The following is a 21,685-nucleotide window of genomic DNA, read 5'->3' as shown; positions in this document are numbered from 1 at the left end:
AATTAACCTTATCGATAGGTCGAAAAAGGACGCTTAATGCAATCCATAACGGCTCTTAAAAAAGATCCTTATTTTAAACTCAGATTGATTCTTGTTTGCCTAGGCGTTGCTATCGCCGTATCCATAATATACATAACAGTTGTTTATAAAATAGCTGTTGATATTGGTGAAACAACGGAATTTGATTCCATAAGAACAGAAGGCACGCATTTAGAATATGTTCTCAACACACACGCCTTAGGAGAAGCGAAATTCAGGATACGAACAATTCTGAATAAAAACTACTTACCCACTCCATCAAAAGAAACCACAACCTATGGGTTTATATTATTTAACTCATCCATAATTTTTTCAACATCCAACCTACCCGAAGACATTTTTCATCAAGCCACTGACATAATGAAAAAAGCTATGGAGAAGAATGATCATGGCATTTTTGATATAAACAATGACCGTTATGCTTGGGTTCGTTTAACCACAAAGCATGGCCATGACATTCTCTTTATCAAGCAGGCCCGCTCTCTCTCTTTAGCGCTAGACTACATAACACAACGTTTAATTATTACCTCTTTTATCACTTTTTGGATTGCTGTGTGGCTGGCTTTATTTTTAGCGACTTGGATGAATAAAAAGGTACAGTCAAAAAATGATGCTCTTACTCATATCGCGACGCACGATACCTTAACTGGCCTACCAAATAGGCTGTACCTTTTTTCAAAATGCAATACAGAAATTCAAGAGTTAATCTCAAAACAAAGCCTCTATAGTGATCAAAAAAGCGGTGCCATATTATTAATTGATTTAAACGATTTTAAAGAAATAAATGATGCCTATGGACACGATATAGGGGATATGGTGTTAAATGGCTTTTGCCAAAGAATTCAAAACACTTTAACGAAAGAAGAAACACTCGTTCGCATGGGCGGCGACGAATTCATTATATGGGGCAAAAACTTAACTGAATCGAGCGCATTAGAGGTATCCGAGCAACTACGACTAGCCTGCATCAATGCACTTGTTATTAATGACATAAGTATAGAAATTAATCCCAGTATCGGTATCTCTCTTTTATTTCAACACGGTTTAGATTTAGACAGTTTAATCACCAATGCCGATCTTGCTATGTACCAATCTAAATCAAACCACTTAGGACCAGTGGTTTACAACAACACTCTAGGAGAGTCCTATTTATACGATGCAAAACTTCGAGGCGATGTTTCAGAAGCCATTCTAAAAGAGCAAATATTTCTACTTTACCAACCCAAAATTGAACTTAACACAGGTAGGTTAATAGGTGTTGAAGTACTAGCAAGGTGGGATCACCCTATTGAAGGAATCGTGTCTCCGGTCCACTTTATTCCTTTAATTGAAAAAAGTGTCCATATCCATAAATTTACTCGTTACATCCTAGAAAAATCCATTAAACAAGTTAGTCAATGGCGAGAAAATGGCATAGATACAACGATCGCCGTCAATATATCCCCTTATAATTTATTAGATGATCATTTTGGAAAAGATCTAGAACAGCTTTTACAGAGCTATAATGTTCCTGTGACATCTATTGAAATTGAGCTAACTGAAACAGCTATGATGAATGATATATCCTCCACAAAGCGCAGTTTATTAAAACTCAGAAAATTAGGCATTCGTATTGCCATTGATGATTTTGGAACAGGACTTAGCTCCTTATCCTACATCAGCCAATTAGATGCATCTGTCATTAAAATTGACCGATCATTTATTATGGATATAAATACCAACCCACATAATCTTGCGATCGTCGAAGCCGTCATTAGTTTAAGTCATCGATTAAACTGGGAGGTTGTTGCTGAAGGGATAGAAACACAGGGTCAACTTAAAACATTAGCTGATTTGGGATGCCAACACGGACAGGGTTATTACTTTGACCGCCCTTTATCGGTGAATGACTTAACCTCTCTACTGCAAGCGAAGAAAAACTATTCCATCTAAAAAGACAAAACGTAGTTCTCTGTCATAATTAATTGACAGCGAACTTAAAATTAAATGCTTATGCTCTTGAGCCGTTCACGTTAGTTACCTATAGTTCTGTCTACTTTTACGTTTATTAGGTACAAAAATGAACTCATTATATGCATCACATTTAACATCACTCATCGCTTTTTACCAAAGAACATTAGAACGTTTTCAACTCGATTATATTATTATCGCAAGCGGCAAAAAAAGCTATTATTTCCAAGATGATAACGCGCTTCCATTTAAGCCAAATGCTTATGCTCAACAATGGCTTCCTTTTGATCTAGACCCTGATACTTTCATCATTATTTCAAATGAATCGAAACCAACTTTAATTTGGCCCTTAAAAGAGGATTTTTGGCATGCTCCACACACCCTTCCTCAGGGCGAGTGGTCTGATTTATGGACAATTAAACAGACCAGTGCACAAACAGATTGGATGCAAAAGATAACCGGGAAGTGTGTTTGGATCGGACAAGAAGTAAAGGGGCTCTCCAATAAATGTAGCCAGAATGAAGACATACTACACTGGCTTAACTACCATAGAGCGTATAAGACAGACTACGAAATTGACCTACTCAAACAAGCCAATATTAGAGCATTAGCCGGCCACAACGCAGCACATCAGGCGTTTTTAAATGGCAAAAGTGAGTTGGAAATTTACCTAGATTATCTACAGGCGAGCCAACAAACGAGTTATCAGGAGCCTTATTCAGGCATTGTTGCTCTAAATAAAAATGCGGCCGTGTTGCATTATGAGCATAAACGTCCCCAGGTGCCAGACCATTTTAACACCTTATTAATCGATGCTGGCGCGAAAATAAATGGCTACGGAAGCGATATCACTCGTACCTTTACAACAGATGAGAATGTCTTTAATGACCTACTGATTAGTATGGATTCAATACAACAAACTCTTGCAAACAAAGCCATTCATGGAGTCGACTATAGAGACCTTCACCTCACTTGTTTAACTGAAATAGCCAATTTATTACAAGAGTCACAAATTTGTTCATTACCTGCAGACGAACAAATAGCAAAAGGCATCACTCAAACCTTTTTCCCTCATGGGTTAGGGCACCTTTTAGGATTGCAAGTTCATGACGTTGGAGGACATCAGGTTTCGCCTGAAGGAGACATACTTAAACCACAATCTAATGCACCTTATTTAAGGCTAACCAGAACATTAGAGTCCAATATGGTCATTACTATTGAGCCAGGCTTATACTTTATCCCTATGCTTTTAGAAAAAATGCTGTCTACTGTGCCGCAACATGGCTGTGACATGAGTTTAATTAAATCCTTGTTGCCGTTTGGAGGAATTCGTATTGAAGATAATGTCTTAGTCAAAGACAACATGAGCGTGAACTTAACAAGACACAGTTAAGCTTACTTACTGTAGAAAGACCTAGCCAAATTCATTACGATGTTTCAACTTAATGAGTTTGGCTAGTCTGCAGCTGTAGTTTGTATTAAACACAGACCTTATTACGACCCGATATTTTTGCCTCATACAGTTTTTTATCCGCTGCTTCGAGCACGCTAACCGTATCAGCGCCTTCAAATAAACACCCAGAGATACCAATACTAATGGTTAACACACCAAGTTCTGAATCTAAGTGAACTATATTAAGTGACTGAATTTCCTCACGAATTCTTTCAGCTACCTTTTCAGCTCCTGCCGTGTTCGTTTCAGGTAGCACAATAACAAACTCTTCCCCCCCATAACGAACCACAAAATCGGACATTCTTTTTAATCCATGACTCTGGATAGACTCTGCCACTTTTTTGAGAATTGCATCACCTTCTACATGCCCATATCGGTCATTAAATTGCTTAAATAAATCGATGTCGATAAGCAAGACACTGCTGTCTTTTGCTGAACGCCTCGCTAAATGAATCTGCCTAATAAGATGCTCATCTAAATATCGTCTATTAAACACACCCGTTAGTCCATCGATATAAACCATCTTTAAAAGCATGTCTTTCTGGTATTTCAACATTAAGTGTGACTTAACGCGATTCTTGAGTGTCGTTGGGTTAACCGGCTTACTAATAAAGTCAATTCCTCCACTAGACCAACATTTATTTTCCTCATCAGGGCTTTCATTCGCGGTGATAAAAATCACAGGGATATCCGAGGTCTCTTCAATTGCCTTTAGTTTCTGGCAAGTTTCTAATCCAGAAAGGCCGGGCATGACAACATCCATTAAAATCAGATCGGGATAAGACGTCGCAACAAGATCAAGAGCCTCTTCACCAGAGGTGGCCGCCAAAACAATATAATCGTTACTTAATAAAGAATACACGGCTTGAATGTTGACGGGCTGGTCATCTACTACAAGGATTTTTGCATTAGATAGATCCACTTCTCTATTTTTTAGCCACGACCTTAAAGGCATTTGTCTTCCTCTAACAATACTGTGATTATACTATTCGACTCTTTGAAGCGCAGTTTGTTTAATGATTCCGATAAACTGATCGTCTCATTAGGGAATAACATGCCTAAGTCACTCATTATATGCTGAAATGTTTCAATCGAATGCATGTTATTTGACGCGACTTCTTCTTGCAATAAAAGCAATGACTTACGAAGCCCAAGATTCGGCTTAACAGAGCAATTTTCATCCGTTCCTGAATCCAGCTTGTCATCTAATAAATTAATCAGCTCAGGAATGGCGTGTTCAGCCTCAGCGATATTTTGAATAAGCATAATTAAATGTTTATCAATCTCTTTATGATGATCACTTACTAACAATTCATCTATTATTTTGGCATTTTCAGCCATAGAATTAAAACCTAACGACGCTGACGTACCCTTAAGCATGTGCATTATTGACTTAAACTCATCCATATTATCGACATACTTATGTGCCGTTAACACATCATGATAGCGCTTAATTTCATCCATAAAAGAAACTAAGGAACGCTGGTATATCAGCTTATTATGACTGAATCGATTCATTACCCCTTCCCAATCGACTCCATATTGCTCAAATAACGTCAACGCCTTGCGGTCAGGATCAGACATTTTAATGGTAATTTCTGTATCAAAATTAGAGTCCGGGTTGGCTTTTTTCGTCACGGCAATCAGTACTTTAATTAAATCTTTTACATCATAAGGCTTCGCTATATAGCTATTCATACCAACATCAAAACATTTGTCTATATCGACCCTTAAGGTTCTCGCGGTTAACGCAACGATAGGCAAAGTCTCAAATTTTTTCAGTTTTCGGATCTCTATAGTGGTTTCTAATCCATCCAAATCAGGCATTTGAATGTCCATAAAGACCAGATCAAAGCTGAATAGATTCTCCTCAAGTACAGTCAATGCTTCTCTGCCGCCGTAAGCCGAAACGACTTGACAGCCTAAGCTTTCTAACAGACCTTTCGCGATATTCTGATGCGTTGGATTATCATCCACCAATAAAATTCGTTTATTAAAACGAGGTAAATTACCAATAATTGGCTCTTTAATTGTATTTTTAACGACTAATAAGGTATCTCTAACGGAGTCATATAACTCATGTGGCGTAATAGGCTTCATTAAAAAGCCATTCACTAGCGGCTCATGATTGCTATAGAGAGTATTTAACATAGATTTGGAATAGGCCGTAATCATCATTACTAAAGGCATTTTTTTAAAAAAAGACAGCGCTCTAATTTCTTCCGCCAGCTGTTTACCATTCATTTCAGGCATATTCCAATCAATAATGGCCAAATCAAACTGTTTATCTTCTGGTCGGTTTGACAATAAGGAAACGGCCTCTATCGGGCTACTTGTAGATACATAGTTCCAGCCAAACTCTTCTATATACCCACCTATAATACTTAAAGAAGTTTGGTTGTCATCCACTAGAAGAATTGAAAAAGACGAAATATCCTCCGCCATGTCAATCAAAGACTCTTGTTTCTCAGCGGCCTCTAGGACGACATCGAAAATAAACTCACTACCTTGACCCACTTCACTAATAACACTCACTTCTCCTCTCATATTTTTTACCAGCTGAGAGACCAAAACTAAACCAAGGCGGGAACTTGAATAGATCCTATCCAGTGAATCTATTTTTTGAGAAAAAAGTTGCTGTATTTCATCGAGTTGATTCGGATCAATACCACACCCAGTATCCTTAACTGAAACACGTAAATGAACAGAATCTTCATCGATATTAATGCATTTGAAGCCTACGACTACAACGCCTTTATCAGTAAACTTAATGGCATTTGACAATAAATTAGCTAATATTTGCTTAAAACGAACCTCGTCACCTCTAACATATAAAGGTATATTTGAACTCAAGTCATAATAAATTTCGGTAGCCGCATCACGATTCGCTAACGTACATGTCATCCCTACGTTTTTAATTGCCTCTTGCAAGAAAAAATCTCTAGACGTCATCGATAATGTTTGCAACTCAATGTCTGTTATATCAACAATATCATCCAATGTCCGCTTAATAAGATTTAAAGAAAAAGTAGCATCATGAGCATACCGCTTCTGGGTATCATTCAGCTCACTCACTTCCAATAAGTCCATAAAGCGGCTAACGGCAGACACAGGAATCAACAAGTCCTGACTCATTTTAGCGAGAAAAAGCGTTTTCTTTGTATTGATATCACTTTTATCATTCAATTTTTCCAATAGAGACGCGTTTTTTTCTTCTAAGGCCCGTACCTTAGCCTCATAAAACGTCATTAAGCTGACTCGTAATTGTTGAAGAGAAAGAAAACAAAGACACGCGGTAAGAACAATAAAAACACCAATGTAGACTAACACTGAATCAGAACTTTGCCACAAGAAAGGCCAGACCATGGCCATCAAACAAATCCCAAGAGCCATAACAGTAAGCGGAATAATGAATCGTATTTTCGGCACTTTTTGTACTCCATAACATAAATAGCCGTCACCTAAATAAGTAACTTGGAAAGGGTATCTGATACCAATAACAAGTTATTTCATTTGAAGCTTAAGTATCGTCCAATATTTCTTAAACAACCAGCTTTGCAGGTAAATAGCTACATAAAAAAACATATGGGTACTTTAATAAAAAATAGAGGACAATGTAGACCACACGCCATCATTTTAGTCACCTTAAATTGCTTTATCATATTGAGAGACGCGGCTGTCTTCTGTATACTTCGCGCTTCTTAGTCCTTGCCCATTAACTGGGATGTGATTAGGCTAGGTAGGCTCTTCGTAAGAATAAGAGACGAATAATGCACCCGTAGCTCAGCTGGATAGAGCGCGCCCCTCCGGAGGGCGAGGCCGGAGGTTCAAATCCTCTCGGGTGTACCATTCTTCAATAAGTTTCAACGACTTATCAAACTATGTTCAACGCACTTAAGGTATATAATGCGTTATTAATGAACGGAGTCTCGAACCTCTCTTGTCGTAAAAGGTTAATATCCCCCCTCAACCACTAAGCAAATTTCTTCGCGCCTGCCACACATAACACAGCCACTATTGTGACCCACACCATGGTCAAACTCACACTTTCTTGTAACAACCATGCTGCAAGCATAAAACCAAAAAACGGCTGAATTAATTGCAGTTGTCCCACGGCGGCAATCCCTCCTAATGCAAGACCTCTGTACCAAAAAATAAAACCAAATAACATGCTGAAGAGTGAGATATAAGCTAATCCAAGCCAAGCAGAGACACTCACTCCCGCAAACGATTCAGGCCAAAAGACAAACACCATTGGTAACATAACGGGCAAAGACACCACTAACGACCAACAAATCACCTGCCACCCTCCTAACACCCGTGACAAGCTAGCACCTTCAGCGTACCCCATACCGCAGACAAGAATGGCAGCTAACATCAAGCCATCACCTAATAGAGAAGCCTCTCCAGATCCTAGGGCCGCGTATCCAGCAACGAACATGGCGCCAATCATAGAGAATACCCAAAAAGGCCAACGCGGACGCTCACCCCCTCTTAACACGGCAAACATTGCCGTGCAAATCGGCAATAGCCCAACAAACACGACACAGTGAGCCGCCGTGACATATTGCAAAGATAAAGCGGTTAGCAAAGGAAACCCCACCACCACACCTAAGGCGCTTAACAATAAAGATGGCACCTGAGATGAGGTTGGTCGAGGCTGTTGCAATAACACTAAAAATACCAGACCTAATAATCCTGCAATAGAAGCTCGTGCTACCGTCAGAAAGGTAGGATCAAACCCTTCTAAAGCCACTCTTGTTGCGGGTAATGAGCCTGAAAATGTAATAACCCCGACTAAACCACTTAGCCAACCTTTTGTTGAATGTTTCATATCGATCTCCCTAGATGTGTAGCAATATAAAACCAAAAAGCCGATACTAAAACGAGATACAGACCGATACAGTTTATCAAAACTGTATCGGCTTTATGAGCAATACAATTTTAAAATTGAGGTTTAGCAATGGCTCAGTTAGGCACATTAATTGAATCCGTTATGGTTAACATTGAAACAAAAATTGCGTCACGCGCTTTCTTACCCAATACACGATTACCATCGGTACGAGCTCAATCGAAAGCGATGGGAGTGTCTATCTCAACCGTCGTCGAAGCTTACGATCGTTTGGTTGCGGAAGGCCTCATCGTATCTCGTCCAGGATCTGGTTTTTTTGTTGCAGGCCCCGTTGCCCCACTCAACTTGACTCATTTTGAGCCAAAATTAGAACGGGAAATCAACCCTTTTTGGGTATCACGTGAATCTCTTGAACCCAAAGAAAATACGCTAATGCCAGGTTGTGGCTGGCTGCCTTCTGAATGGCTCTATCAAGACGGCATCAAACGAGCTCTGCGCCGCCTTGCACGTAAAAACTCAATCGACCTTACCGAATATGCACCACCAAAAGGCTCTCTGGCCTTTCGCCAATTTTTACAACGCCGCTTACTGAATCATAATATTGAAGCCAGTAGTGAGCAGATTATGCTAACCGAGTCGGGAACCCAAGCGATCGATCTTATCGGTCGTTTTATCCTATCTCCCGGTGATACTGTTTTAGTGGATGATCCATGTTATTTTAACTTTCATGCATTACTAAAAGCGCACAGAGTGAATATAATCGGGGTTCCTTTCACACCCAATGGCCCTGACCTTAAACTTTTTGCCGAGTCATTAAGTGAACACAGACCAAGGCTCTATATCACTAATTCAGGTATTCACAACCCAACAGGTGCGCACCTTTCACCCAGTACAGCACATAAACTACTGGTTCTGGCACAGGCTTCAAATCTAATCATTGTTGAAGATGACATTTTTGCGGATTTAGAAACCACTCGTGCACCTCGATTAGCCTCCTATGATGGTTTGGCGCAGGTAATCGAAATCGGTAGTTTTTCAAAGACAGTATCGGCCTCGGTGCGCTGTGGTTATATTGCGGCTAAACAAGAATGGATTGAACCGCTGGTCGATTTAAAAATTGCCACATCCTTTAGTGGTAATCGCTTAGATAGCGAAATCATACTGCAAACCATTACAGACAGCGGCTATCGAAAACACATGGAAAAGCTTCATAACTGGCTTATTCAGCAACGTATACAAACGTCAGAAAAACTTAGTGAACTGGGCATTCAACCTTGGGTTCAACCTAAAGACGGGATGTTTCTATGGTGTCAGCTTCCAAATGGCAAAAACGCGACGCAATTAGCTCGAGACAGCTTAACTCAAGGCGTTATTTTGGCACCTGGCAATGTTTTTAGCCAATCTCAAAAGGCTCATGATTATTTACGTTTTAATGTCGCTCAATGCACCGAACAAAAGATTTTTGATGTACTACTATGGGCTTTAAAGCAACAAGAATAGAGGATTCATATTTAAACTTCTAACGCTGAAGCGCCTCATGGGAATTTTATGAAATAAAAATGAAACGCACACAGATAACTAACAGCCCCCTCTCCCAACTCAAGTAGCCGTAAATGAACGTCCCACGTTTAACTATAAAAATGGCAGACTCCCTTTAGTTTAGAAACACAGTCTCCCTAGAGAACAGCCTAGCAACACCGTTTAGCCACACAATGTCTTCAAAGGTAATACAAACACACAGGTTTGCCATGAAGGGTTTCCACCGTCAGTGGCATGTCATAAAGCGCACTTAATCTTTCATTTTTCATGATCACTTCAGGCGTATCTTGGCAAACGACTTCGCCTTCTTTCATCGCAATGATTTCATCACTGTAACAAGCGGCAATATTAATATCGTGAATGACCAAAATGACGCTTTTATTCATTTCATCAGTGACTTTCCTCAGTACCTTCATGATATTCGCACTGTGCTTCATATCTAGATTGTTAAGCGGCTCATCTAAAAAAATATAATCTGTATCTTGCGCCAACACCATGGCGATATACGCTCTTTGTCGTTGCCCGCCAGACAGCTCATTAATGTAGCGGGCTTTAAGATTGTCTAATTCCATTAAGGATATAGCTCGATTTATTTTTTCGAAATCGTCTTTAGTTGGACGGCCTTGATGGTATGGAAAACGACCAAAACACACTAAATCTTCAATACTTAAGCGTGTCATCAGATGATTTTCTTGCCTCAAAATGGCCATTTTAGTCGCGAGTTGAGCACTTTTAATCGCATGGATGTCTTGTTCATCAAAGGTGACAGAACCACTACTTGCTTGTTGCAATCGACACACCAAAGACAACAAGCTCGACTTACCCGCACCATTTGGTCCAATAATACTCGTCATACCAGAAGTGCGAAATTGGACATTAATATTCTTTAATACCGATGTATCACCATAACTAAGCGATAATTGATGGGTTTTTATCATGCAATTTTTTTCCTAATCACCAAGCTTAAAAAGAAGAGGCCACCGACAAATTCAATAATAATGCTGAGTCTCGTGTTGTAATGCAAAACATGCTGCAACACGAATTCGCCACTAATTAAAGTAATCATGGCAATGAACACTGTCATAGGAATCAAAAAACGATGTAAATGACTACCGGTTAAAAAATACGCTAGGTTCACCACCAGTAATCCAAAAAAAGTTACCGGACCGACTAAGGAAGTAGACAACCCGACCAGCACAGAGATCACGATAATAAGTAGGCGGGTTAATTGAGCCTGATCAACACCAAGGTTAATCGCGGTAAACTTACCTAGAGCCAACACATCAAGCTTATGGTGATTACGCACAATAAAGATCAAAATAAACAGCACCACTAAAGCTGAAATCATTAATAAATGAAAATCAACAGCACCAAAGCTAGCAAAAGCAGAATCTTGTAACACAGCAAAATCTGTTGGGCTGATCATACGCATAAACACGCCAGAAATACTCTGAAAAAACACCCCAAGCACGACCCCAATGAGAATAAGAATATACAAATTCAGTTGTTTTTTTATAAACAACCATTGAAATAAGAAGCTGGAAGCAAACACTAAAACAAACACCTCCAATCCCCATTTAACATACTCATTCATTTGGGCGTATTGTAAGGAGCCAATTGAAAAAACCAACAAGGTCTGAATCAAAATATACAGCGAATCAAATCCCATAATCGCCGGTGTAATAATACGATTATGGCTCAATGTTTGAAAAAATAATGTGGAGCAAGCAATACAAAATGCCACGATTAGAAACGTGAGCAATTTTTTGCCACGAAACATAATTGTAAATTCCCAACTGGCTTTTACGCCATAACTCATAAATAACCCGATAGTAACCAAGGTAACCAAAGCCGCAATCATTAGTCGATATTGAGGTGTTAGCCACGTTTGCAAAAAATGTGTAACCGATTGAATACGCATACTACTGCCTCCTTAATAATAGATAGAGAAAGAGGCCGCTTCCAATCACCCCCATGACAGTGCCAATTGGAATTTCATAAGGAAAATTAATCAAACGTGCGAGGATGTCACAAAAAAGAACTAAAGCCGCACCGACAAGCGCCACAAAAGGTAACGACCTACGCAAGTTGTCACCCATAACAATACTCACAATGTTTGGCACAACTAACCCTAGAAAAGGAATGATGCCGGAGTTCACCACAGTCACGCCTGTAATTAATGACACAATCACCAAACCCCAAATGAATATACCATTATAATTCAACCCTAAGTTAGTACTAACTTGCTTCCCAAGACCTGCTAAAGTGAACTTATCTGCCGTAAAATAAGCCACGACACTCAAGATACCTGCAAACCATAAAAGCTCGTAGCGACCTTTTAGAATCATAGAGAAGTCGCCTTGTGTCCAAACCCATATCGATTGCAATAGATCCATTCTATAGGCAATAAAAGTAATAACGGCTCCAATTACTCCGGCATACATAATGCCAATTAACGGCACAATAACATCGGAACGAAGCGGCACTTTACGCAGTAATAGCAGAAAAAAACCCGTACCAATAATAGACGTTATGCACGCGACGATTAACTTATAAATCACACTCGCGTCAGGGTAAAAAATCAGCATTAAAAGCATGCCCAACGTGGCTGATTCAACCGTTCCCGTCGTGGTTGGCTCTACAAATTTATTACGAGCTAACTGCTGCATAATAACGCCAGCAACGGACAAGGAGACTCCCGCAAGAATCAACGCTAACGTTCTAGGAAGACGAGACAGAAGAACAAGGTCAAACGATTCAGCTGAAAAATGCAAATGCTGAACACCAACAAAAATGCTGATGATAGACAGCATTATCACCAGCATTACGATGGAAAAAGATATCTTTTTCATGTATTAATCATCTATTTTCTTAAAGCCGTCAGCACTTCCTCAACACTTTCCATCGTCGCCGTCATGCCACCCGCAAGGATGTACCAGTTAAAGCCGTTTAAATACACAATTTGATTGTTTTTCGATGCTTTTGTCTTATGGATCAACTCATTATCTAGCAGCGTTTTTGCGGCATCTTGAGATCGACCAATTGCAGAGTCTCGATCAAGAACAAAAATCCAATCAGGGTTCGTTTCCAAAATAAACTCAAAAGAGACTGGATCGCCATGGGTTGCCGCTTTAATATCTTTAATAACAGGCTCTATACCGAGGTCGTCATGCAACCAACCAAAACGAGACCCAGAGCCATATGCCGATATTTTTCCGCCATTCGTTAAAATAAATAACGCATTACCTGAGGTTTTTGCCAAGGATTTAATCTCATTAACCTTCAGATCCAACTGATCAAGCTGACTTTCAAGTTCAGATTCTTTATCAAAGATCGCCGCAACTTTGCGACTAGATTCTTTAAATTGATTTAAAAAATCCTCACCCGTAATGGTTAAATCAATTGTAGGCGCAATATCAGACAGCCCATCGTACGCATTGGATGCACGACCTGAAATAATGACCAAATCTGGCTGACTTGCCGCAACAACTTCGTAATCCGGTTCAAACAAAGAACCAACATTCGTATACCTTTCATCTTTAAATTTCTCTAAATGGCCATTAGCAAACTCTTTAGGCAAGCCAAAAACATCCAAACCAAGAGAATCCATCGTATCCAAACTTGATAAATCAAAAGTGATGACTTTTTTTGGTACCGCATCAAAACTCTGCGTTCCTTGATGGTGTTCAATTTGAGTTGTCGCCAAAACATTGATTGAAAAGAGAGAGAGGCTCAAGAAGCTGGAAAGTAAAGTACGTTTTTTCATTATCAACCTTTTATGCAGTGAATAGCTTGCGTATAAATGTGACTTTTAGAGACACAAAAAAATAAAAAGAAATGATAACGATTTTTACTTAGATTACAACTTTATTCTCACGATACTCAATTAAACTCAGCATGTAACAAGGTTACCTTAGTTGTCATTGTCATTGATCAAAAAAAGAAAAGAGTAAAAACGGCAAGGTGATGTTAAAAGAGGAGGAGAAAAGAAGGTTGAAGGGGCCATAAAAACAGGTCTGATGGATGCCTTCACAGTCACAAGCACCTCATCAGACCAATACAAAAAAATTAGAAAAAGCTAACCGCCCTCACCTGTATTTACAGACGATTCAATGCCTTTCTTCGCTCTTGATTCAAAAAACTTACTAATAAGCGGCATAAATAGCAGAATAACAGCAATCGTGATTATCGTCAGTGTCAAAGGACGCTCCCAGATAAAGTCCAAACTTCCGTCTGACATTACCAAAGATCGGCTCAAGTTTTGCTCCATGATACCGCCTAAAATATAACCAAGTAGCATCGGGGCCATTGGAAATTCCAACATTTTAAGAAATAGAGCAATAACAGTAATAAATACCATCATTTGGATATCAAAGGTATTAAAGCTCACCAAATAGACACCTGTGATAGAGAAGAACAAAATCAAAGGAATCAATATTTGACGTGGGATAGCCAGCAAACGTGAAATATAGGGTATCAATGGTAAGTTAAGTATCAAGAGCACTAGATTACCAAAATACATAGAAATGATGACTGACCAGAACACATCAGGGTTATCAACAAACAAACGTGGACCAGGCTGAACGCCTGCGGCAATCAAAGCCCCCAACATGATCGCCGTTGTACCTGACCCAGGAATACCTAACGTTAAAAGTGGTACAAAAGAACCGGTAGAAGCGGCATTATTCGCCGTTTCAGGAGCCGCTAAACCGCGTAAGGCACCGCGGCCAAATTTCAACTTTTCTTTCGCTGAAGCGAAGTTGCGCTCCATACCATATGCCAAGAAAGAGGCGATAGTGGCACCTGCACCAGGCAATACACCAATGATAAATCCAAAGACAGAAGAACGAGCCACCGTTGGAGCCACTTCTTTCACTTCTTCTTTGCTTAACTTCATACTGCCTAAGGCCGCCATATCAATAGGCTGATCTTCCTCAAGGTGTTGTCGCTTCATTAATGACATAACCACTTCTGTTAAGGCAAAAGTTGCCATGGCTAATAACAAAAAGCTAACGCCATCCAGTAAATCCACACTCCCAAAAGTAAATCGTGGCGCACCAGTCATGGTATCCATACCGACAGTGGAAATCATCAAGCCAAACACCGTCATGATCATGGCTTTAATAACTTGCCCTTTTCCAGAGAAAGCCGCTACAGCCGTTAGACCTAACACCATCAGCGCGAAATAATCTCCAGATTGAAAACTTAAAGACACCTTGGCAAGTGCGGGCGCCGCAAATAACAGGATAATGGCCCCCACTGTGCCGCCAGTAAATGAGCAGTAGGCCGCCAAGGCAAGCGCCTTACCCGCTTGCCCCTGTTGAGCCAACGGATAGCCATCAAATGATGTCACCACTGTACTTGCACAACCTGGAGCATTAATCAAAATAGATGACGTTGAACCACCAAATACGGCACCGTAGTAAACACCCGCCATCAAGATAATACCCGAAGCCGGATCAAGCCCATAGGTAATTGGAATCATCAGTGCAACCGCCGAAATGGGTCCAAGGCCCGGCAACATTCCAATGAAAGTACCAGCAAAACAACCCACCACAACCATCATAATATTGAATGGCATAAGGGCCGTGCCTAATCCAGTAAAAATACCTTCTAACATGGTCTTAACCTCCAAACAACATAGTGATTAAACGCCCTGGGGCAAGATAAATATCCAGTAGCTGGGATAGTGAGAACCAAATAAATAACGCAAAAGGAACAGAGGCGATGAGTAGCGTTTTCCACTTACGTTCACCTAACAACCAATAGCCACAAATCAAAAAGAACACCGTTGAAACTAAGAAACCAACCCATTCTAGCGCAATACCAAATAAGACAACTAGAACCAACAACTTAATAACAAGAGGAAAGTCGTAACCTTTAAAAGATAAACGATCGCTCGCATCTCGGCTTGCCGTCAAGAGCAAAGCAATCGAAAGAATTCCACCCATGTAAGACAATATGCTCGGTAGAGTTTGTGCATTAAAGGGCTCATATTCATCTCCCGGCAGCATAGAAATATCGCCTGTATAATAACCATAGGCGGCAGACAGGCACAGAAATACCAAACCGCCAATATGATCTTTCGTAATAATCATAGGGTTCACCTTTGACGGATCAACTGCCCGCCTATCTTGAAATGCATAATTAAGACAAAGCTTCAAACGGTCGGTTTGAAGCTTTGGAAATACCGCTACGAAGGAGCGACTATTTTAAGAAACCAAGCTCGCGCATAAGGTTGCCAACTTCAACTTCTTGTTGCTCTAGGAATGTTACAAAATCAGCGCGAGGGATGAAAATTTCAGTCCAGCCGTTGCGGTCACGAACCGTTGCCCACTCATCTTTTTTGTACATTTCACCAATTGTTGCCGCGTATTCATCGGCTTCAGCTTCTGGCAAACCAGGAGCGCCAAAGAATCCACGCCAGTTAACAAACGTCGCGTCATAACCCAGTTCTTTTAGTGTTGGTACATCCGGTGCGGTTGCAGAACGTGATTCACCCGTAATCGCCAAAATGCGTACTTCACCAGCATTCGCTAGAGCAATGGCTTCACTGAACCCTGTTGAAAGTACATGGGCATCACCAGATAGAATACCTGCCATGGCTTTACCACCAGCATCATAAGCCACATATTTTAGTTTACGTGCATCACCACCAGCTGCTTTAAACGCCATTGCTGCAACTAAATGGTCCATGCTGCCACGAGCTGATCCACCAGCAATTGCTACTGAGCGAGGATTGTCATTAAAATCACTTACGACTTCTTGAAACGTTTGATATTTCGAATCAGTTGGAACAACAAAAGCACCGAAATCACCAATAACAGCGGCAATAGGTGTTAAATCACGGAAAGATTGAGGGAATACCTTCGTTAATGAACGGATAACAATAGGAGTAGAGTTAACCATTAATGTATCATGACTTTGATCGGCTTTTTCGATCAAACTTGCAATGGCTTTACCGCCACCACCACCAGATAGGTTTTCGTAAGACGCACTGCCTACCAAACCAGACTTGGTTAATGCTTCACCGACGCCACGAGCGGTACCATCCCAGCCACCGCCAGCACCACCAGGGATTAGAAAATGAATCTCATCCACGGCAGCATGAGCGACTCCTGCACTTAGGCTTGACACCAATGCGGCGGCTAATAGCGTAGATTTATTACGAGAGATAAACTTAGATAACATGCTGTGACCTCATTTTTTTTATATTTGTAATTAAGAGTCTTAAATATATTAGGCAATTCATTTTTTACAAATATTATGTGCTTAAAGGCTATATGATACTTAAAATTCATTTTGTTCATAAAGTTCACAGGAAGTTTTAGGCACTCTTAGATACCATAGAGAGAAAAAGAGCGTTTACTGTATGACAAATTTTTTACGACTATTAAAGCTTAAAACTCGTATGACCCTCATGCTTGGTGTGATGGCCTTACTGCAAACGGGCACCTTAGGCCTGTTTGCCCTAAATTACTTGAATGAATCGCTTGAAGAACAAGTCGCGGAACGTGCTCTTGATGTCGCCAAGGTCATCGCGGCCATGCCTGAAATCATTACGGCGGTTGAAGAAAAAAACAGCACCTACTTGCAGCCACTTAGCCTGCACTTAGCAGACACAACCAACGCTCGCTTTGTGGTCATAGGCGATAGCGACAGTGTGAGATTATCTCATCCCACATTTTCTCGCATTGGCAAGCCTATGTACGATGATGAAGGTGACCATAATGAACCGGCGTTACTAGAGGGTAAACCGTATGTACGAAAAGCGACTGGCAGCTTGGGTGCCTCAATCAGAGGGAAGGCACCTATTTTTGATCAAAAAGGCGACGTAATAGTTGGTATCGTTTCCGTTGGCTTTATGCTGGATACGGTCGATGTTATTCTTTCCCGCTATCGCACCACTTTATTAATTGTGATGCTCTCCGCTTTCATGGCCAGTATATTAATTGCCATTTGGTTTTCTAATCATTTCAAAAAAGCCATTTTTGGGCTTGAGCCGGAGCAAATCGGCTTATTATTTGAAGAACGAAACGCCACGTTAGAATCCATTCGAGAAGGGATCATTTCCATCAATGCGGACGGGCGTATTACTACGTGTAACAGGGCCGCATTGAATACCTTAAACTTATCCGATAATGTGCCACTATTAGGCGAGCCTATTCAAAAAATATTACCAGACAGTCAAATGTTCGAAGTCCTCGAAGACGGTCAACCTCAATTTGACCAAGAGTTTTGGCTAGGCGACCTATGTCTTATAACGAACCGCCTACCGGTTCGTCAGGAAGGTCAAATCATTGGAGTCGTTTCCAGTTTCAGACCCAAAGATGAACTGGCAATGGTCAGCCGTAAACTCACTCGCATCAAGCAATATGCCGATAGCTTACGCAGCCAAACTCATGAATATTCCAACAAACTTCATACTATTGCGGGCTTAATTCAAATAGGCGCGACAAAAGAAGCCTTAGCGCTAATTGGGCAGGAAACCGAAAATCATCAAGCCTTAATTCACTTACTGGTGGCCGCCGTACCTGACCCTATATTGGCTGGTTGCTTGCTTGGAAAATACAATAGAGCGAGTGAACTTGGGTTAACCCTAACCATAGATCCAGAAAGTCATATGACCGATATTCCAAATCACATACCAAGAGAGCAACTGGTCAGTATTATTGGTAATTTACTGGATAATGCCTTTGAAACCACACTGCTTACGCAAGGTTCAGGCGGTGACGTCTGCTTAACCATGACCGATCTCGGGAATGATTTAATCTTTGAGATAGAAGACCAAGGGGCTGGAATACCTCCTGAAGAACAAGAACGTATCTTTGAAAGAGGTGTTTCTACTAAAGGAAAGTCTGGTCATGGAATCGGCCTCCATTTAGTATATAAACTGCTCGATCGGCTTGGTGGCACCGTAACCATCGATCCTGCCGATACTGGCGGTAGCCGTTTTACGGTTTATATACCCAAAAACGCACCGACAACAGGCATTGAAACGATGACAGGAGAGATCATATGAATTCAACTATACGTGTTGTTATTGCTGAAGATGACGTGCAAATAGCTGAAATTCAAAAACGTTTTTTAGAGCGAATTGAAGGGTTTGAATTAGTTGGTGTCGCACATGGCCTCGATGAAGCACGTGATTTAGTGGATGTATTAAAACCTGAACTCTTGTTGCTGGATGTGCATTTCCCTAAAGGTAATGGTTTAGAACTGCTGCGTTATATTCGTTCTGAAGACAGCTCAACCGATGTGATCTTAATTACCGCAGCCCGTGAAACCGATACGTTACGCGCGGCATTAAGAGGCGGAATATTTGATTACATTCTGAAACCACTGGTATTTGAACGCTTAAAAGATGCCTTAAGTAACTACGCGACTCACCTCAATAAATTGCATGCAATGGAGTCCTTAGTCCAAGTAGATGTCGACCAATTTACCCCTAGTAATATTAACACCCCTCCGATTCAAACGGCATTGCATTTACCAAAGGGAATTGATGCCCTGACTCTTGGAAAGGTTATCGAAGTCATTAACGAGAAAAAAGAACCTCTTAACGCAGAAGATGTGGGAAAAGAAATCAATGCCAGTAGAACAACGGCAAGACGCTACCTGGAATACCTTGTCAGCCGAGGAGAGTTAATGGCCGAAGTCAGTTATGGTAGTGTAGGACGGCCAGAAAGGCGCTACTTAAACAACATAAAATAATCATCACGATGACAAACACGGTCTGATCGATCGCCACAAAAAATGAATGAAGTCTAGACTGAGAAGCACTAAGTCTAGACTTCATTTTTAGCACTTCTCACAGGCTAAAATACGCTTTCTGAAAACTGCCTCTTAGCCAAGTTTTGATACAAGATCGATGTTTTTAATAAATCCGAATGGGTGCCCACAGCGACAATCTCCCCCTGGTCCATCACAATCAGTCTATCGGCATTTTTCACAGTCGATAAGCGGTGAGCAATAATTAAGGTTGTACGATTCTCCATGGCTGTCTCCAAAGCCTGTTGCACGTTAAATTCACTTTCTCCATCCAGCGCACTCGTTGCTTCATCCAATAATAAAATATTGGTATCACTTAAGATCGCTCTTGCAATGACAATACGCTGTTTCTGACCACCACTTAGTCGAACACCATTCTCCCCCAAATAACTATTGAACCCTTGCGGAAGTTTTTCGATGAAATCCAGTGCATAAGCCGCTTTTGCCGCCGCCCTAACTTGCTCATCCGTCGCTGTCGGATTGCCATACCGTATGTTATGCCAAACATCACTACTAAACAAAGTGGGTTGTTGTGGAACCAGTGCTATTTGGCCGCGAGCATCATCAAGACTTAACGTTCTTAGGTCTGTACCATTCAATAAAACCTGCCCTTCTTGAGGGTCATAAAAGCGCAATAACAACTCAAACAAGGTTGACTTACCCGCGCCGCTTGGGCCGACAATAGCGACGGACTCCCCTGTGTTTATCTGTAAGTTTACGTTCAACAAAGCCGCCGTATCAGGGCGTGAAGGGTACTTAAAAGTGACGTTAGACAAGGCTAAATGGACATCATGCTGAGCCGATAACGGATTAGGCTGCTCAGGAGACCTGATAAGGCTCTCTTCGTCCATTAATTCAATCAGCCGCTCTGTTGCTCCCGCCGCCCGTTGAACTTCACCTAACACTTCCGATACAGACGCTACGCCACTCGCCACCAGCAAAGCATAAAACACAAATGCGGCTAATTCTCCTCCCGTCATGTTGCCATTCATGACATCGTAGCCACCCACCCACAGCATGGCACCAATCGCCGTGAAACTAAATAAAATCACAATCGAGATCAGACTAGAGCGTTGTAAAATACGCTGTTTAGCGACACCAAAGGCTTTCTCTACTTCATTGGAAAAAGCGATGTTTTCAAGCGCCTCGTGTCGATAACTTTGTACTGTTTTGATCTGCTGGATAATCTCACCAGCATAGGTACCCACATCGGCTATGGAATCTTGGCTTTTTCGTGACAGTTTGCGTACACGACGACCAAAGATAATAATAGGCAACAACACAAGCGGGACAACGGCCAATACGATTAAAGTCAACTTTATATTCGTAATAAAAAGCATGACCAAACCACCTAACATCATCACAAAACTGCGCAAAGCAAAGCTTAAACTGGAACCAATGATAGACTGCAATAAGGTTGTATCTGTCGTCAGGCGAGACATTATTTCACCCGAACGGTTTTCTTCAAAATAACTCGGATGCAGAGTAATGATCTTACTAAAAATAGCCTGTCTTAAATCGGCTGTAACTCGTTCACCTAGCCAAGTCACCAGATAAAAACGCGCGAAAGTTCCACCGGCAATCAGCACAACAGCCGCAAACATCCAACCTAGTGTTTGATTTAATTGATCCAAAGATTCGCCAATAAAGCCTTGATCAATCAGTAATTGGATACTTTTTCCCATGGTAAGTGTTGTACCCGCTGTTACCGCTAAAGACAGCAAGGCACCCACTAAAACCCATTTGTAAGGACGCAGAAAAGGCCATAATTTTTGCAAGGTCTTAAAACCGTTGGTTGATGATACTGACATAGTCTTTCCTTAATAGATTAAACATGGCGGTTTATACCCTTTATTTCCATCCATCATGGCGTCTGTAAGACCAATCGACAATACTTTATCTTGCTTAATCAGGTAAGAAAGTAGGAAATTGATTTTTTGTATTTTTATTACCTTTTCTTTCTTAAGGTAAAAGCATTTCATTTAACACGTTACTAAGTTACATATTTCCATTACGACAAGTGTTCAAATGACTTATCTTTCGTTGGACGTTAGAAGCCGGATTAAGCACAAAATAAGATC

Annotated in this window: 16 protein-coding genes and 1 tRNA gene; 6 read left to right on the top strand and 11 right to left on the bottom strand. The window is 40.9% G+C overall.

Features of this window, described 5'->3' with window-relative positions; translation table 11 throughout:
• The first annotated feature begins 36 nt into the window (after positions 1-36).
• A complete protein-coding gene (locus IEZ33_RS03625; RefSeq protein WP_191602361.1) occupies positions 37-1,971 on the top strand; it encodes a putative bifunctional diguanylate cyclase/phosphodiesterase in 1,935 nt (644 codons plus the stop codon).
• 127 nt (positions 1,972-2,098) lie between these two features.
• Positions 2,099-3,382, top strand: a complete 1,284-nt coding sequence (gene pepQ, locus IEZ33_RS03620; protein ID WP_191602360.1) for a Xaa-Pro dipeptidase — start codon at positions 2,099-2,101, stop codon at positions 3,380-3,382.
• A gap of 85 nt (positions 3,383-3,467) precedes the next feature.
• On the opposite strand, the gene IEZ33_RS03615 is transcribed toward pepQ, so the two are convergent.
• Positions 3,468-4,397: a diguanylate cyclase gene (locus IEZ33_RS03615; RefSeq protein ID WP_191602359.1), complete on the bottom strand. Its 930-nt coding sequence runs from the start codon at positions 4,395-4,397 to the stop codon at positions 3,468-3,470.
• Positions 4,388-6,871 carry a response regulator gene (locus IEZ33_RS03610; protein WP_191602358.1) on the bottom strand — a complete coding sequence of 828 codons (2,484 nt, stop codon included), beginning with the start codon at positions 6,869-6,871 and terminating at the stop codon, positions 4,388-4,390. Before IEZ33_RS03610 ends, IEZ33_RS03615 begins: the two co-directional genes overlap by 10 nt.
• A 343-nt stretch (positions 6,872-7,214) precedes the next feature.
• Here IEZ33_RS03610 and IEZ33_RS03605 point away from each other — a divergent pair.
• Positions 7,215-7,291: transfer RNA gene (locus IEZ33_RS03605), tRNA-Arg, on the top strand.
• A gap of 124 nt (positions 7,292-7,415) precedes the next feature.
• Here IEZ33_RS03605 and IEZ33_RS03600 read toward each other — a convergent pair.
• Positions 7,416-8,276: a DMT family transporter gene (locus IEZ33_RS03600; RefSeq protein WP_191602357.1), complete on the bottom strand. Its 861-nt coding sequence runs from the start codon at positions 8,274-8,276 to the stop codon at positions 7,416-7,418.
• Between the two features lie 129 nt (positions 8,277-8,405).
• On the opposite strand from IEZ33_RS03600, the gene IEZ33_RS03595 reads away from it, so the two are divergent.
• Positions 8,406-9,794: an aminotransferase-like domain-containing protein gene (locus IEZ33_RS03595; RefSeq protein WP_191602356.1), complete on the top strand. Its 1,389-nt coding sequence runs from the start codon at positions 8,406-8,408 to the stop codon at positions 9,792-9,794.
• A gap of 218 nt (positions 9,795-10,012) precedes the next feature.
• Here the strand turns inward: IEZ33_RS03595 and IEZ33_RS03590 are convergent, their stop codons facing one another.
• From IEZ33_RS03590 to IEZ33_RS03560, 7 genes are all read right to left on the bottom strand, one after another.
• Positions 10,013-10,771 carry an iron ABC transporter ATP-binding protein gene (locus IEZ33_RS03590; protein ID WP_191602355.1) on the bottom strand — a complete coding sequence of 253 codons (759 nt, stop codon included), beginning with the start codon at positions 10,769-10,771 and terminating at the stop codon, positions 10,013-10,015.
• Complete coding sequence (locus tag IEZ33_RS03585; protein WP_191602354.1) at positions 10,768-11,754, bottom strand: iron chelate uptake ABC transporter family permease subunit; 987 nt, start codon at positions 11,752-11,754, stop codon at positions 10,768-10,770. Before IEZ33_RS03585 ends, IEZ33_RS03590 begins: the two co-directional genes overlap by 4 nt.
• A 1-nt stretch (position 11,755) precedes the next feature.
• The gene (locus IEZ33_RS03580) at positions 11,756-12,685 is read right to left on the bottom strand and encodes an ABC transporter permease (RefSeq protein WP_191602353.1); all 930 of its coding nucleotides are present in this window, start codon (positions 12,683-12,685) and stop codon (positions 11,756-11,758) included.
• 11 nt (positions 12,686-12,696) lie between these two features.
• Entirely contained in the window at positions 12,697-13,599 is a 903-nt protein-coding gene (locus IEZ33_RS03575) for a siderophore ABC transporter substrate-binding protein (protein WP_191602352.1), read from the bottom strand.
• Positions 13,600-13,911: 312 nt separating this feature from the next.
• Entirely contained in the window at positions 13,912-15,453 is a 1,542-nt protein-coding gene (locus tag IEZ33_RS03570) for a tripartite tricarboxylate transporter permease (RefSeq protein WP_191602351.1), read from the bottom strand.
• Between the two features lie 4 nt (positions 15,454-15,457).
• Complete coding sequence (locus IEZ33_RS03565; RefSeq protein WP_191602350.1) at positions 15,458-15,931, bottom strand: tripartite tricarboxylate transporter TctB family protein; 474 nt, start codon at positions 15,929-15,931, stop codon at positions 15,458-15,460.
• A gap of 109 nt (positions 15,932-16,040) precedes the next feature.
• Positions 16,041-17,024: a tripartite tricarboxylate transporter substrate binding protein gene (locus IEZ33_RS03560; RefSeq protein ID WP_191602349.1), complete on the bottom strand. Its 984-nt coding sequence runs from the start codon at positions 17,022-17,024 to the stop codon at positions 16,041-16,043.
• A gap of 181 nt (positions 17,025-17,205) precedes the next feature.
• On the opposite strand from IEZ33_RS03560, the gene IEZ33_RS03555 reads away from it, so the two are divergent.
• Both IEZ33_RS03555 and IEZ33_RS03550 read left to right on the top strand, forming a co-directional pair.
• The gene (locus IEZ33_RS03555; RefSeq protein WP_191602348.1) at positions 17,206-18,855 is read left to right on the top strand and encodes an ATP-binding protein; all 1,650 of its coding nucleotides are present in this window, start codon (positions 17,206-17,208) and stop codon (positions 18,853-18,855) included.
• The gene (locus IEZ33_RS03550; protein WP_191602347.1) at positions 18,852-19,547 is read left to right on the top strand and encodes a response regulator; all 696 of its coding nucleotides are present in this window, start codon (positions 18,852-18,854) and stop codon (positions 19,545-19,547) included. Before IEZ33_RS03555 ends, IEZ33_RS03550 begins: the two co-directional genes overlap by 4 nt.
• Before the next feature lie 104 nt (positions 19,548-19,651).
• Here IEZ33_RS03550 and IEZ33_RS03545 read toward each other — a convergent pair whose 3' ends face one another.
• Positions 19,652-21,415: an ABC transporter transmembrane domain-containing protein gene (locus tag IEZ33_RS03545; protein WP_191602346.1), complete on the bottom strand. Its 1,764-nt coding sequence runs from the start codon at positions 21,413-21,415 to the stop codon at positions 19,652-19,654.
• Positions 21,416-21,685: the final 270 nt, after the last annotated feature.

The sequence above is a fragment of the Marinomonas algicola genome, assembly GCF_014805825.1.
Lineage (GTDB): Bacteria > Pseudomonadota > Gammaproteobacteria > Pseudomonadales > Marinomonadaceae > Marinomonas > Marinomonas algicola.
This window is presented reverse-complemented; position numbering and strand designations above follow the sequence as displayed.